The 15,113-nt window shown below is 60.7% G+C and carries 9 protein-coding genes; 4 read left to right on the top strand and 5 right to left on the bottom strand.

What is annotated here, in order from left to right:
* Window positions 1-205: 205 nt before the first annotated feature.
* The 3 genes from OXT71_08400 (at window position 206) to OXT71_08410 (ending at window position 3,623) form a co-directional block, all read left to right on the top strand.
* Window positions 206-1,714 carry a hypothetical protein gene (locus tag OXT71_08400; GenBank protein MDE2926403.1) on the top strand — a complete coding sequence of 503 codons (1,509 nt, stop codon included), beginning with the start codon at window positions 206-208 and terminating at the stop codon, window positions 1,712-1,714.
* Between the two features lie 72 nt (window positions 1,715-1,786).
* Window positions 1,787-2,341, top strand: a complete 555-nt coding sequence (locus tag OXT71_08405; protein MDE2926404.1) for an MOSC domain-containing protein — start codon at window positions 1,787-1,789, stop codon at window positions 2,339-2,341.
* Between the two features lie 265 nt (window positions 2,342-2,606).
* Complete coding sequence (locus OXT71_08410; GenBank protein ID MDE2926405.1) at window positions 2,607-3,623, top strand: hypothetical protein; 1,017 nt, start codon at window positions 2,607-2,609, stop codon at window positions 3,621-3,623.
* 19 nt (window positions 3,624-3,642) lie between these two features.
* Here OXT71_08410 and OXT71_08415 read toward each other — a convergent pair whose 3' ends face one another.
* The 3 genes from OXT71_08415 to OXT71_08425 all read right to left on the bottom strand — a co-directional run bounded on the left by OXT71_08415 (window position 3,643) and on the right by OXT71_08425 (window position 9,990).
* A complete protein-coding gene (locus OXT71_08415) occupies window positions 3,643-5,184 on the bottom strand; it encodes a hypothetical protein (protein MDE2926406.1) in 1,542 nt (513 codons plus the stop codon).
* A gap of 395 nt (window positions 5,185-5,579) precedes the next feature.
* Window positions 5,580-7,220, bottom strand: a complete 1,641-nt coding sequence (locus tag OXT71_08420; GenBank protein MDE2926407.1) for a GWxTD domain-containing protein — start codon at window positions 7,218-7,220, stop codon at window positions 5,580-5,582.
* 43 nt (window positions 7,221-7,263) lie between these two features.
* Complete coding sequence (locus tag OXT71_08425) at window positions 7,264-9,990, bottom strand: hypothetical protein (GenBank protein MDE2926408.1); 2,727 nt, start codon at window positions 9,988-9,990, stop codon at window positions 7,264-7,266.
* A gap of 84 nt (window positions 9,991-10,074) precedes the next feature.
* Between OXT71_08425 and OXT71_08430 the strand changes: the two genes are divergently transcribed.
* Window positions 10,075-11,631 carry a hypothetical protein gene (locus tag OXT71_08430; protein MDE2926409.1) on the top strand — a complete coding sequence of 519 codons (1,557 nt, stop codon included), beginning with the start codon at window positions 10,075-10,077 and terminating at the stop codon, window positions 11,629-11,631.
* On the opposite strand, the gene OXT71_08435 is transcribed toward OXT71_08430, so the two are convergent.
* Both OXT71_08435 and OXT71_08440 read right to left on the bottom strand, forming a co-directional pair.
* Entirely contained in the window at window positions 11,616-13,397 is a 1,782-nt protein-coding gene (locus OXT71_08435) for a CRTAC1 family protein (protein ID MDE2926410.1), read from the bottom strand. The genes OXT71_08430 and OXT71_08435 overlap by 16 nt on opposite strands.
* The gene (locus tag OXT71_08440) at window positions 13,398-14,882 is read right to left on the bottom strand and encodes a tetratricopeptide repeat protein (GenBank protein ID MDE2926411.1); all 1,485 of its coding nucleotides are present in this window, start codon (window positions 14,880-14,882) and stop codon (window positions 13,398-13,400) included.
* Window positions 14,883-15,113: the final 231 nt, after the last annotated feature.

The raw sequence follows: 15,113 nt of genomic DNA on the forward strand, positions 1-15,113 counted from the left end.
CCTATGCTAGACCATCGCCCCGTCGCGAAACACCTCTGCTTTTTTCGTTTCTGAGGGGGGTAGGCATTTCAGCGGTCCGTTCACTCGTTGCCTGAGGGTTAGTTTGGAGATCGGCGACAGGAATGCCGCCGCTCCATACCTTGACTTTTGCCGGGTCGGACCCAAGAATTCGGGCGGAAACCGAGAACCTCAGGGAGGGTGTTTTATGCGGAAACCCAATCGTTTTCTGCTCTTGGGGCTGACCTTGCTCCTGCTGCCGTCCTGTCAGCCGGGCGCACCCGCGGAGCCGAGCCCGGTCCGGGAGATCGATTCCAGGGTGCAGCTCTTTGTGGACGACCACCTGATCGCCGACAGCGACCGGGTCTGGCGTTCGCTGACCGGGGCTTACAACACCCGTCCCCGGAAAGTTGCCGAAAACCCCATCATCAAGCCGGACCGCCCCTGGGAAGGCTATCTGGTGCTGCAGCCGGGCAGCGCCATCTACGACGAGGAGGAGCAGATCTTCAAGCTTTGGTACAACACCTTCGGCAATTCGCGGAAAACCGACGTCCGCGAGTTCCTCTGCTACGCCACCTCCAAGGACGGGATCCACTGGGAGAAGCCCGAACTGGGCATTGTGGAGTTCCGCGGTTCCAAGGCCAACAACATCGTCCTCGACTGGGTCAGCTGGAATCACGTGGTCCTCAAGGAGCCGGACGATCCGGACCCCAACCGCCGTTACAAGATGGCCTACTGGCAACATCACGACCGGCCCAAGCACGGCATCTGGGTCGCCTTCTCGCCCGACGGTCTGAACTGGACCGACTACGAGAACAATCCGGTGGTGCCCATCTGGGGCAGCGGCGACACCTTCGGCCTGATGCGGGACCCCGGCACGAAACAGTACTGGCTCTACCACAAGACCAGCCCCGGCGGACCGCGCAAGGTGTCGCGGCTGGTGAGCGACGACTTCATCCATTGGCGCGACAGCCGCTTCGTCCTGGAGCCGGACGAGTTCGACCCGCCCCACACCGAGTTCTACGGGGTCTCGGCCTTTCCCTACGGCTCTAGCTACCTGGGATTGATCTGGGTCTTCCATACCGACATCCAGACCATGGACGCCCAGTTGGCATCCAGCCGGGACGGTGTGAACTGGGAGCGGTCCGTTTACCGCCGGCCCTTCATGGTCCTGGGCTACCAGGTGAACGGCTACGGCGGAAGCAGTTTCGACAGCGGGATGCTGTTCCCCATCTCGACGCCGGTGGTCCATGACGGTGAGGTCTGGATCTACTACTCGGGGTTCGACAACCTTCACAACGCCCCCGCGGCCGAACACAAGGGACAGATCGGCCTGATGAAGATCCGCCAGGACGGCTGGGCCGCCCTGGACGCCACCGCCGAGGGTTACGTCACCACTCACCCGCTCCGCTTCGAGGGCAGCACCCTGAAGGTCAACGTGGAGCTGCTGGCCGGCGGCAAGGGAGGGGCGGACGCTCCCTGGAAGGACATCTTCAACGACGACCCGGACAACAACGGCTATTTGCGGGTCGAGCTCCAGGACCGGAGCGGCCGGACCATTCCGGGCTACGGCGCCTCGGATTCCACGTTGAGCGAGGAAGAGGGCGTCTACCGGACGGTGAGCTGGGAAGGAGGCGACCTGAGTGGCGTGACGGGCCCGGCCCGGCTCAAATTCGTCTACAGCCGCGCCCGGCTCTACTCGTTCCAGATCAAATAGCGGCGCCATTGCACCGGACTCAGCCCTTTCCCGGCGGACGCCACCCGGCCGGCGGCGGAGCGGAGGATATCGATGACAAGAACGTTCGTCACTTTGGATCAACTGCAGGAGGCACTGGATACGATTCTGGCGGCTCCCCGCCAGGAGGGCAGGGTGGAGGCCATCACCGCCTGTCCGGCCACGAACGTCCGGAAGTCTTTGAGCGAAGCCCGCCTCTCTCCTGAGGGGGGTCTGGAAGGGGACCGCTGGCAAGAGACCTGCTGGCGCAAGCTTCCAGACGGCAGCTCCGATCCCAAGGTGCAGTTGACCCTCATCAATTCGCGCCTCCTTTCCCTCATCGCCGGCAGCCGCGATCGCTGGTCCCTCTCGGGAGACAACCTGGCGGTGGACATGAACCTCACCGCGGAAAACCTCCCGGTCGGCACCCGTTTCCGGATCGGCGAGGCATTGGTGGAGGTCTCGGAACTGCCGCACACGGGCTGCAAGAAATTCTCGAGCCGTTACGGTGTCGACGCCCTGAAGTTCGTGAACGGCCCCGGTACGAAGGATTTGCGGTTGCGCGGATGCTACGTCTTCGTGGTGGAGGCGGGGCAGATCCGGGTCGGCGACTGCATCCGGAAACTGTAGGCGAGGCACACCGCCTGCCGCCATCGGCGGCATCGAGATCGTTTGCCGGGACCTGAAGGGCCAGGTCCTGGGGATTCCTGTCCATGAATTGATCGGCGGACGCTGCCGGGTCCGGCTCTGTCCGGGAATCGGCAGGAGCGCTGCACCGTCCCGAAGGCGACCGGTGCACGTCCAAATGCGGGCGAGTTCGCGTTACGAGAGGCTCAACGGCGGCTCAGGGACGCGACCAAGGAGTTCGAGGCGATGGAGGTCACCCGGAATCGACATGGACAGGCGTAAGTTTATCTATGCAACGACGTTGCCGCCTCTACTGGGAGCGGGGACCGGGATGAGGCTCCCGACCCGCTTCCAGGGCCAGGGCCAGAGGTGGAGGAAACTGAAGCTCATCTTCCCCTGCGCCGAAGAAGGCGGCTGGGACCGGTGCCCGTCGGCTCCTCACATCGTCCAGGCCGGCGATCGGCTGCGCATGTACTACATGAGCATCGAGGGTCAGCGGAGGCGAATCGGCCTTGCGGAGGCTGACATTTCCGATCCCCTGAGTTGGAGGAAGGTTTCGAACCAGCCGCTTTTGGACTTCGGTCCGCCCGGGTCGATCGATTCCCACTGGGTGAGTTATCCCTGGGTGGTCCCCGTCACCGGGAAGCACTGGCACATGTATTACTGTGGCTGGGGGGGAGACTACCACTCCTTCGGCAGGTTCAAGGCCTATCGGACCACTCTGGCCGAGAGCGACGACGCCGGCCTGACCTGGAAGCGCAGCGGCCGGTCCCTGCTTGAATTGGGAAGGCCCTTTTCCTGCGACGAGCACGGCACCGGTTCCTGCGCCGTCCTGAAGGTCGGTTCGCAGTATTGGATGTGGTATACGGCCGTCGTACGCTGGCCTGAGACGAACAGCAAGATTTCAATCGCCCTTGCCGTCTCGAACGACGGGGGCCATACCTTCAGGCCGCATCCCGCGGGGGCGCTGATCAATATTCCGCCCCGGATCGACTCCTACCTTTCAACCTGTTCCAAGCCCTTCGTGGAAAAGACCGGGAGCGGCTTTCGAATGTGGTTCAGCGTCGTCAAAGACCATCGCCGTCTCTACCGCATTCACTACGCCGAGAGCCCGGACGGAATACGGTGGAAGTGGTGGCCCGACCCGGTGCTGGAGGTCAGCGAGTCGGGTTGGGACAGCGAAATGACCTGCTATCCTTGCATTTGGCGCTCGGCGGAACACACCTACCTGTTCTATGACGGCAATCGCTTTGCTGGAATCGGGGTGGCGGAGTTGGTGGGTTGACGATCCGTTGAACAGAGATTCATCGCGTGGATGCGTAGAAGCGGAAGTCATCCAGAGCGCCTTTGAAGAAGCCGCCCATGTCGTGGGTCAGGTCCCGGCTCAATGGCGCCCTGTTTTGGACGGGCTTCCGAAAATCCAGCTCCGCCCCTACCGAGAGAATGGATCGGCCCGTTCTCCTTCCGCCCGGGTGAGGCGCCGCTGCAACGAGCTGTCCGTCCAGGTAGAGGCGAATCATGGCGGCCTCTTCACTGTATTCCGCCAGGATGTGCTGCCACCGCTGCAAGACAACTGGCCGGGTAGCCCGGCACCGAGTGAAGCCATCGGCAGCGTTTGACCTTCCCACCTCGAATAGTGGCCGCCCCCGGCCGTCGATCCCGATACGCCATTCACGGCTGGGAAAGCCCGAAAACATCCCTTCCACGTTGGACTTGCTCACCAGAGCCTGGGGACGGCTCACGTCGCCCGGCCACAGGTAAAATGAGATCGAAAGGCTTCCGCGCCCAAGAAGCGGCATGTGGTGAGCCCACAGAAAATCGTCCTGACCGTCGAACTCGTAGGCCGTTCCCGTCTCTGGACGGGCACCCGGTCGTCCCACCACGGCACCCTCGTTCCGGCCCCGGTGCCCAAACGTGGTTCCGTCTTCCAAATGGTCGCCGCCGCCTTCATCCAGGGACCAGTGACAGACCAAGCTGTCTGAGGGTGAGGCATCAAGGTATCCGAAGCCGTAGCCGATGGCACCCACGTACCTGGCGTCTTGCCGGCCTCCTCGTTCCCGCACCCCGTTCCACCACATCTGAACCCGGCCGTCCGGCAGGATCAAGACGCCGGGCTCGTAGGTCGCCCAGTTATCCCAACTGAAGGGAGTTGTAGTTGCCAGGGGATTCGCCGGCCCGGGCGCAAATCGGAGTCCGTCCCGGGAAACGGCATACCCCAGATTGTAAGGCGCCGACCAGGTGCTACAGAACAGATAGTACAAACCTCCATGCCGGACGACACAGGGACCGGCCAATCCGCGGGCCGGCTGCCAGGCATCGCGGGCATTCCAGGCGGGAGTGTGGTTGCCATCCCCATCGGCGGGAACGGCAAAGTCTATTCCGTCAGGGGAGACGGCATAGCCGATGTGGTCGAAATTGCCGGAAGTCTCGGCCTGAAAGTACATGATATAGCCCCCTTCAGGCCGTTGAACGACGCAAGGCTCGCTGGCAGTGAGAATCGGCAGGCCGTTGATCTTCTTGCCCTCCAGTTGCGCCGCACCCAGGACCAGGCGGAAATTCTTCCAGTGAGTACCATCGTGGCTTTCGGCGTAGCCGATCTGCTCGATGCCGTTGGCCGAAAAGTAGATCCGGTAAAGCCCTCCCTCCTTGAAACCCCATGGCTCCAACACCTCTTTGTTGCACCAGGGATAGTCCGGGTTGGGGAGTAAGCGTCGAGCAGGATCCTTGACCCAATGAACTCCGTCGCGGGAGGAGGCATAGGCGATAGTCCACCGGTGTCCGGCGTCATATGGGGGGTATTCGATGGCTTCGTACCACATTTCGTAGACACCATCGACCAACTGCACACACGGCTCGCCCAGGTAGCCCTCGTCGTACGAGCCAGGTGGTCCGTTGTCAAGGACGGGGCTCGGATACTTGAAAATCTCCAGACGGGGCACATCCCGTCCCCCACCTTGTTCCTCCGGACCAGGGTCCGCGACACAGCCTGTGAGCAGTGAAGCGGTGAAAGTGAGAGTCGCGGCTACGATGGGGATTCGGGCTGGTCTCCGGACAGGTTCCGTCCTCACCGGGTTCTTCGTGATCGAGTCGGTGAAAGACACGACAGCATCAAGACCTCGTATGACCTGTCCGTAGCTGAGCGGTCCGGGCTACCTGGGCAAGCAGCTCAGGAATTGGGACGTCCTTCGAAATCAGTCCGGTCAGGCAGGGGAAAGGTTTGAGAACGGGTTCCGGAGTCCTCTCAGCCGGCGGCCTCTGCTGCCACGTCAAAGGCCTCGGAGACTCGAACCTCTCTTTCCTGGATCAGATCCTTCACCGTCACCGTGATCTCATAGCTTCCCGGCTCGAAGCTCTGCAGGGAGACGGGCAGGACCAGAACGACTCTCTGCTCGGAGAGATATTGTATCGACCGACCCATGATGTCGATGAACTGCGCGACCGGGTGTCCATCTCTCGCCACCCGGTACGCGACCCTCAGTGAGGGCCTCATTGCGGTCTGATCCAGGGCAACGTTGTACACCTGGAGATAAAAATTGAGATTATCCGAGGGCCGGAAGACTTTGTCCAAGCTCGGTCGAATCTGCAAGTCCCCCAGAACGAACATCGCATTACGCTCCGGGGCGCTCTCCAGTCGCATGATTCGATTCGAGAGCAGAATCGAGCTGACTGAAAGCTCGGACCGGTGCGGCGGTGGAATCAATACCAGGCGGCGGACCCCCACACGCCCGCTGTTGAGATCCTTGATGATCAGGTCCAGCTTGTAGCGGCCCTTTCGTTCCAGCACCAAAACCCTTTGATAGACGGAGCGGGCGGTCCGGGCCCGATAGTCGGTCACCAGATCCGCTTCGAATTCGTCCACAGTCCGATTCGACAAACTGGTTACGATTCCATAGACCGCCATGCGAGCCCGCCTTCCATGCTCTTCCTCGCCGAAAGTGAGTTCACGATCGTGGATTTCGACACTGACCGGCACCAGGGCGCGCGTCTCGTCGAGGCCGAAATAATCGACCCGGTGGGAAAAGGGAAGGTCCTGGTAAGTGACGTCGACCTCCACGAGGCGTTTCAGGTCACGATGCTTGAGGGGCTTGGCGTGCCGGATCCTGGTGAACGTCTGGTAGCGGTCGAAGGCGGTGTCCCGGGCTCGAAAGCTTCGGAGATTGGCGTTTCCGGGCGACGTGAAGGCCGTCCCTTCCAGGGATTCGTCGCGCTGAATCATTTCAGCAATGGTATTGCCTGCGCCGGCCACATGGAGCAGGGCATCCTTCTCGTCGGGGTTGAGGGCGAGCCTGTATTCCCCACTCCATGAAGGGTCTACGAACTCCAGGATGACATCGGAGCCAAGGCCTTCGATGAAGCGGTACCTCCAGACTTCGAACGGATGAGCTACGGTGGTTCCTCCTCCCTCTTCAAGGGGCCGGTCATACCTCCCGCCGGAAGGGTGCGCCTCGATCTCGTCGGGCGGCCCGTGAATGATGTAGATGCGGCCTCGGTCATGCATCCATCCGGGAAAGCCGCTGGCGAATCTCTCATTGGCGTAGGCGATCCGGCGATAGTGTTCTTCCTTGAACTCGTTGGCGGCGCTGCGCGGATCCGGATCTCTTTGAAACCAGAACTGTTCGATGAACTGCTCCTTTTCTTCCGGGGTGGTCAGACTCTCGAAGACGGCGCGCTCTTCCTTGGAGATCACGTAGACGACGTCCTCGTCCAACCAGCGTCGAAAGTAATCTTCCGCTTCCTCTTTGAGCTGGGCTTGAGGCGGGGACTTCCCGGACTTGTTCTCCTGGGCTCCGGCCAGGATCGGAACCTCCGGCAGAATAAACAGGAGAAGAGCAATCAGCAGTCGACGGAGAATTCTTTCGAAAGAAAGAATCGGCGGGTTCACGCCCTGATTATACAAGAACCCTGAAGACACCGGAATCGTTCTATTACTTCAGACTGAATGAATAGAGCTTGGGAGATCCCCCTGTGGCCGCCAGATGGAACTTGATCTGGAATGACTCCCCCTCAAGCCCCCGGAGGCCTCCTCCGCTTTCCCATTCGACTCTCCAAGCCACCGAGTCCCCCTCGAACCTGGGACTCTCCTCTTTCGAGTACCCCGGCAGTGGCCGTCCGGAGGCGGGATCGATCAGCTCGACTTGCAGGAAGCCTCCGGCGCTGCAGTCGGCGTTCACGTACAGTTCAGAAGCCGTGCCGGGCCCGATGGGAATGGTGGTGAGACTGCCTCGAGCCCGTTCCTTCACCAACTCCAGATGGGTGAAGCCGTCCAGTCTCAGCGTCGCCACGCCCCCCGAGGGCTGCCCTTCGGCCCAATGCGAAAGGCGCCAGCCTCCGTAGTACAGCTTGATTTCTTCGCCATCCACCAGGGGCACGGAAGGGGCGACCATGTCCGAGTCCCAGGCGTCCGGAGCGCCGCGAGTGATCACCTTCTCGCCGGGCTGGATGAATACGAAGGACTCTCCGTCACGGCTCGCGGCCAGTTCCACATCCATGTTCGACCCGCTGTGCTGGTATTGATACAGGGCCAGGTAGTAGCCGTATTGTTTCCACACCACCACATCATGGATCTGTTCCACCTTTCCGCTTCTGACGACGGGTACGCTTCGCGCAAAGGGGTCGAAAATGGGGTTCTGAGGATGCCCCGTCCACTGAACGGCATCCGGGCTGTAGCCGTAGGCCCCGCCGCGGCGGCTGATATTCAATGAAGTAAAGCCGTAAGCCTTGTAGCGCTTTCCCGGATCCTTTTCCGCCTCGTCGAAAAAAAGGGACATGGGCACGAAAGAACCGGGCTGGCCGGCAGGAAAGGAGATGTTCCCTCCTGCCTGCCGGCTCCACCGGATACCGTCAGGGGAGGTGAAGAGGGTCCAGCGCTGACTCTCCTGCAGGTGCGGCGCACTCGCTTCCTCGAGGGGGTCCCGGTCCCACTTCAGCAGCTTGTACCTCTTCGCCGGGTCCGCCTCGTGGGCGTCACGATGGATTCCCCCCGCAAAGATGGGCTTGTAGACCGGGGCGGGGGGAAGTCCCGCAACCAGATTCGTACGCTCCCGTCCACCAAAGGGAACCAATCCCAGATCCACTCTCCTGAAATCGTAGCCGTCGTTGCTCTCCGCGTAACCAATCCGGCGCATGGGTACGGGGCCCGACTCGGGCCACTTGGACCCGGGCTCGCGAAAGACGCCGGAATACCACATTCGATACAGGCCGTTCTCTTTCAGGACGCCCAATTGGGAGGCTCCCCCGGCATCGAAGTCCCCGGCGGCTCCTCGGGCGATCACCGGGTTTCCCTGGTATTTCGTGGCCTCATTGACCTTCAGCCGCAGACCGTCCAGCGCTTTCAACTCCTTCAAATCCAAGAACAGGACAGTCGTTCCGGGAGTGGCTGTGAGAGACGGGACCGGCATGGTGTGATAGGCCGTCTTGGGAAACCGGCTTTCGTGGGTGATGGAGACACCGATCCCCTCAGCGTCCTCAGCCATTTTCTCCTCCACCGCCAGCCGCTCGATGGAGAGATGGTTTTCGTCCATTCTGGGCGTATTGCGCGTGAGCCAGTAGGCGTTCAAGACCGGACTCCACTGCTTTTCCAGCCAGCGGGCGTAAAACACGTGCTGGCGGGTGCCGTTGATGAAGAAAACCCAGGGGATGCCGTAGCGGTCGACGGCAAACCGGGGCGAGTGACAGAAATCCCACGTGAACCTTTCGTCCTCACCGGTGAGAGGAAAGTGTTTTTTTTCTTTGGCCCCTGGAAAAACGGATCTCAACTCCGCCGTTCCGCTCTCGTGGACCGCCAGTATTCCAGCGGGCGTCTCCACCAGGGCCGGCCGATAGGCCCAGAGCCTCCAGGGTCCGGCGGGCACGGAAGAGGAGGCTCGGGTTTCAACGGCAGACTCCTTGAGCGCTTCTCGCAGATCGGAAGGCTCTTTGCTGTTATAGAAACCACGCCCTTCCCGGTTATGCCAGGCCAGGTGAAAGCCCCCCCCGCTGTCAATGAGAAGAGCGGGTGGAGCATGGCTGTCTCCGGCCGCGATTTCGAAAGCTTCCCATTTCCCTCCGCTGATGCTCCCCAGGTGGAGGGAGGCGTCGTCGCCCGTCCCGGCCGTCCATGCCAGCCAGACGTCGCCATTGGGCGCCTGCCTGATGTCACCCACGAGCGAACCCGACTCAGCCAGAATCAGCGCTCCGGGCGTCCCGTCGGCTGGATTCACCCAGGGCAGCTCCTCTCCGGCCTTCAGGCGCCTCTTGAGCCGATCCAGGCTCATCATGCCGTAACCGGAAAGACCCTCTTCGGTGCTCCAGACGAAATGCAGACGGCCGGCGCCATCGAGGGCCATGCCGGCGCAACAAATCGATTCGCGGGCGCTCCGGGGAGGGACGAGGTCGGCCGGGGGGAGAAAATCCTCCAGTGATCGAGATCTGGTGTTTTTTGAGATTCGAAGTGCGAAGCCCGCCTGTCCCTCGGGTCCCCTCCCGGGCGTCAGGAGGTAGCGGATCCCCTCGCCGTCCCGGACCACCCACCGGCTGATGGCCCGATCGAACTCTCGAAGCAACAGCCTGCTGGGGCCGGCGAGAAGGGGAGAACAGACGGGCAAGAGAGCCGGAAATGAGAGGAGCAAGAGGCAGCAGACCTTCGGCCTGCAAAATATAAGATTCTTGTCCATTTGATCCTCCACTTGGCGGGCGGTTCCCTTCCGGACGGCGCGGTCAGGAATACTGCAATACAATTCAGTATACGGAGAGTGAACATGACAACCAATCGTCGCACCTTTTTGAATCGGATCCCCTGGATAACGGCCGCCGCCATGCAACCGGTCGCGCTTGCCCGCGCGGGCCCGAAGAGCACCGATGAACCCGTTTCCATAGGGTCGCGCCGCGAGTTGTTCCTGGACGACTTCATGATCGAGCAACTCTCAGGTAAAGCCCGGCTTCGGCTTCATCATCCGGCCTTTCGCGAGGTCGTGATCGAACATGATGCCCCTTGGGAAGGAAACGCCAGCGGATCCCACACCGTACTCCGGGATGGCGACGGCTACCGCATGTACTATCGCGGTTGGAACTTCAAGACCCTCCCGGGAAAACTCGTATTCGACGGCACGCCGGTCACCTGTCTTGCCCGGAGCCGGGATGGAATTCACTGGGTCAAGCCCGACCTCGGCATCGTCGAATACCAGGGATCGAAACAGAACAACATCATTCTGGATGGAATCGGCACCCATAATTTCATGCCGGTGATCGACGAGAACCCGGCCTGCCCCAGGGAGGAACGGTACAAGGCATTGGCCGGCATCAAGCGAGAGGGCGGACTGTTCGCCTACAAATCCCCGGACGGCGTCCACTGGTCCTTGATGCAGGAAAAACCGGTGATCACCAACGGCGCGTTCGATTCCGCCAACCTTGCCTTCTGGGATCCCACCATCGGCCGGTACCGTGCCTACTGGCGAACCTTCACCGGCGGCGTCACCGAAAAGGACAATTGGAAGCCGGCCGGCTTCCGGGCCATTCGTACCGCTACTTCCGGGAATTTCCTTGACTGGGACAACCATGCCGATTTGACCTATTTCGATTCTCCCGAAGAGCACTTGTATATAAACAACGTGGCGCCCTACTATCGGGCGCCCCACATCCTGGTGGGAACGCCGCAGCGATATATCGAACGAGGTTGGTCCGCTTCGATGAGAGCTCTTCCGGACCTGGAGAAACGGGAATTGAGAGCCAGCTCGCATCTACGCTATGGGACGGCTTTGACCGAAACCCTGATCATGGCAAGCCGTGATGGTGTGAAGTTCAAGCGCTGGAATGAAGGTTTCATTCGACCGGGCATACAACGTGACGATTCGTGGTATTACGCTCACCAGACAGTGGCCTGGCAGATGCTGGAAACCAAAGCGGCCCGGGCCGGAGCCCCCAATGAACTGTCTTTTTATGCCTCCTCGGGTTATTGGCACGGCAAGGGTGGAAAGATGAGCCGCTACACCCTGCGCCTGGATGGATTCGTCTCAGCCTCGGCGCCGATGCGAGGCGGCGAGTTGCTGACCCGGGTCTTGAAGTTCGAAGGAAGCAAGCTGAGGCTGAACTTCGCCACCTCGGCGGCGGGCACACTCAAAGTTGAAATGCAGGACGCCGAGGGCCGTCCGATCCCCGGCTACTCGTTGCCGGAAGCGGATGAGACCTTCGGGAATGAGATCGACCGAACGGTTTCCTGGAACGGTTCCACGGACGTGAGCAGGATTGCGGGTCAGGCGATTCGCTTGCGCTTTATCCTGCAAGACGCCGATCTGTATGCGTTTCAGTTCGGGGAATGAGTTTCGGAGCCAACGCCGATCTCATCCCTTGAGTCTGGTGACTCATTTTTGCCCCTGACCGGAACTCCTGCCGCGGCTGCTGTCGCCGGCTGGTTGGTGCTTCCTTCCTCCACCACGACGATCTGCCGGGGTTGAAGCTCTCGCAGATGATCTCGGATTCCACTTGGCCAGTGAACCGTGATCTCGACCTTGCCCTGATATTCTCCCAGGCCGAAGTGAACTCGATAGTCGCTGGCCGAAAGATAGCTGCCGGCTGAGGTGACCTGGGAGACCCGGCGTTTCTCGCCAGATTTGATCTCTACCAGAGCCCCGAAGCCGTTTCGGTTGGATTTATTGCCGACCAGTCTCAATTGCAGCCAGGTATTTTCGTTGCCTCCCTCGTTGCGCAACAGCACCGGGCTTCCGCCGCAATTGCTGACCAGCACATCCAGATCGCCGTCATTGTCGTAATCCGCCCAGGCCAGACCCCGGCTGACCTGGGGTACCGTCAATACTTCGCCACGCTCAGAGGTGACGTCCTCGAACAGGCCGCCGGCGTTCTCCAGCAGAAGTTTGGGTTGCCGGTAAGAGGCCCCTGCTCTCAGTTGGGCCGCGTTGTCCATAATGTGGCCATTGGCGACAACCAGGTCCGGATCCGAATCGTTGTCCACGTCGATCAAACCCAGCCCAAAACCCACAAAGGGCCGGCTGGGAGCCAGAACGCCGGCACGGGAGCTCATGTCTTCAAAAAAGCCGTCACCCATGTTCTTGTAGAGGGCCAGGTATTCCAGGTCCAGATTGGTCACCGCCAGATCGAGAAGCCCGTCCCCGTCGTAGTCTCCGGCGACGACTCCCATGCCTGCCTGCGGCTCTCCGTTCTCGTCCAGAGCGGTTCCGGTCAACAGCCCCACCTCGGAAAAGGATCCATCTCCCTGGTTCCTGAAGAGGAAATTGTCGACTCCGTCGTTGGCCACGTAAATGTCGACCAGGCCGTCCCGGTCAAAATCCAGTGGCGCCACCCCCAGACCCTTCCCCGCAAACTGAGCCACGCGAGCCTTGTGACCCACCTCGGCAAAGGTGCCGTCGCCCTGGTTTCGATAGAGGACGTCAGGGACGCCGTTGAAGGCCTCGGGACCACAGGTGGCCACCATGGGTCCGTGTTTGCAGATCGGATTGTTTTTATCGAGTGAATGATCTGTGTAACCAACGACATAGAGATCCAGGAAACCGTCATTGTCATAATCGAAGAAGGCGGCACTGGAGCTCCATCGTCCGTCGCCTCCCACACCCGCCGCCAGCGACCGGTTGCGAAAGGTTCCGTTTCCATTATTGCGATAAAGAAGATCGGGACCGGCAAAATTGGTGATGAAGAGATCGTCGAATCCGTCGTTGTCGTAATCGCCGACGGCGACGCCCATTCCGTAGTACCGGTTGGATTCAATTCCGGCCTGGGCGGTCACCTTCCGGAAGGTGCCGTCACCCCGGTTTCGATAAAGGGAGTGATCGAAGGAGAGGTTCTTGTCGGTACCCGGAGTCCAACCGCCGTTGATGAGCAGAATGTCCTGGTAGCCGTCTCTGTCAAAATCGATAAAACCGCATCCTGATCCCACCGTTGCTACGGCGTATCTCTTGGGAGTCGGCGAATTTTGGTGCAGGAAACGGATACCGGCTTGTGCGGTCACATCCCGAAAGGTTATTGAGGAGCCGGAGTCGGGAGCTTCACCCAGGGCCCAGGCTTCGACGGCCAGCAGCGGGAAAAGCACTGCGGTCATGAGTCGACGCGGCATCTAATCGGGTTTCCCTCCGCCGGACAGCCGGAAGTAGATCTCTCTTTCTCTTTCGGCCTCATGAGCGGCCCCGATCTTGGGCAGCGTCGTGGCCAGATTCAAGTGCGGGATGGGGTCGTCCGGGTCCATTTCCACGGCCCGGCGATAAGCTTGGACGGCGCCCTGAAAGTCATCCCGTTTGAAGAGCAGATTGCCCAGGAAGTTGTGGTAGTCCGCATTCGTCGGGTTCAATTCGATGGCCGTCCTGACGGCGTCGAGGGAGCCGGCCACATGAGTCTGCTCCAGGAGTCTGGCCAGCACGAAGTGGTACCGCGCGTCAAGCGGATACACCTGAATCGCCTGGCGAATCCAATCGGCCGCACGTTGGCGGTTCCCCCTTTCGGTATCGATTTGGGCCAATCGATAGAAACCCAGATCCATGTCGGGGGAAGCCTCAACGGATTCGAGGAAGGCCGCATACGCCTTCTCCGGCGCAGCCTGCTTGGACAAGAGGTCCACTCCCTGCGCGTATAGCCTTGGGCCTCTGTTCTCCACCGCCAGCCGTTCCCGGGCGGCCGTCCTCAGAGATTGGAATCGTTTCAGAGCGGCTGCCGCTTTCTCCTTCATCCCCAATTTGCGGAATGCATCCGCCAGCAGAAAATGGGGTTCCACATAGTCCGGGCTGCCTTGCAAAGCCAGCTCCAGTTGTTCCACCGCTTTCTCATGCTCCCCCAGTTTGAGGAGTACAAAGCCCAGGCTCTTGTGAACGTCCGGTCGAACCAATCCTGACGAGATCGCCAACTCCAGGTGCTCAACGGCCAGGCCAAAGGTCTTGTGATCGGCGCTGTAAAGTAAACCCAACTCCAGGCGGGCCTCGGCGAACGAGGGGGCCAGGGCAACGGCCTGCTCCAATGCAGCTTGCGATTCCTCGAATTGCATCAGCCCCTTGTGGCTGACTCCCAGGAGGTAATGTCCGTAGCTGTCGCCGGGGTCCAGCGTGAGGCCCTTCCGAGCCAGAGCCAGCGCCTGATCATGCTGGCCCTCCCGGACGTATATCCGGCACAGTAAGCGAATACAGGGGAGAGACTCCGGATGCCGTTCCAGAAAGGCCCGCAGCACTTGAATGGCTTCTCTGGCTTGCTTACAGTGGAACAAAACCGAGGCTAGGGCGAGCGGATATAGATCCGAGTCCTCATCCAGGTGTCTGCTCTTCCAATATTGGGCGATGGCTTTCCGGAACTGGTTTTGGGCCTGGTAGAGGATTCCCAACTGATAATTGAGCATGGGATCCTGAGGGTTCGAGCGCAGACGATCCTGCAACACCCGCACAGCCTGCTCCGGTGATTTCTGCTCAAACGCCCATTTGGGGAGCGTCTGGTTCGCCGCGCCGCAGACTTCTTGGGAGCGGATGGTCCAGGAATCCCCGGATCGATTCTGCTGAGACCGGGCCCCGGTCCCAGCCAGAATGAGGAAGACCAACAGGCTGGACGCAATAACAGGCCACACCGGATATCTCGGGTCCTGCTTGCATCGTCGCAACAGCCCCTTTCGTTCGAGGCTGTCCGTGACCGGAATCCGGTGCGAGAACAGATCGCGCGCGAAGGATGGGTGATTCCCCATAATATGTTGACATTACCTGGAAGGGCCGGTGGTGAACGCCCTGCGGCGAAACGCGATTTTCACCACTCACTACTCTCTAGCATACAACTGTGGGGGTCGAATCAGCCATAGACTTGG

Source organism: Acidobacteriota bacterium, from assembly GCA_028874215.1.
Taxonomy (GTDB): domain Bacteria; phylum Acidobacteriota; class UBA6911; order RPQK01; family JAJDTT01; genus JAJDTT01.

Coding starts and splice junctions, on each gene's coding strand:
- OXT71_08405 (MDE2926404.1), top strand. CDS start 1,787: ATGACAAGAACGTTCGTCACTTTGGATCAACTGCAGGAGGCACTGGAT.
- OXT71_08400 (MDE2926403.1), top strand. CDS start 206: ATGCGGAAACCCAATCGTTTTCTGCTCTTGGGGCTGACCTTGCTCCTG.
- OXT71_08410 (MDE2926405.1), top strand. CDS start 2,607: ATGGACAGGCGTAAGTTTATCTATGCAACGACGTTGCCGCCTCTACTG.
- OXT71_08435 (MDE2926410.1), bottom strand. CDS start 13,397: ATGCCGCGTCGACTCATGACCGCAGTGCTTTTCCCGCTGCTGGCCGTC.
- OXT71_08430 (MDE2926409.1), top strand. CDS start 10,075: ATGACAACCAATCGTCGCACCTTTTTGAATCGGATCCCCTGGATAACG.
- OXT71_08425 (MDE2926408.1), bottom strand. CDS start 9,990: ATGGACAAGAATCTTATATTTTGCAGGCCGAAGGTCTGCTGCCTCTTG.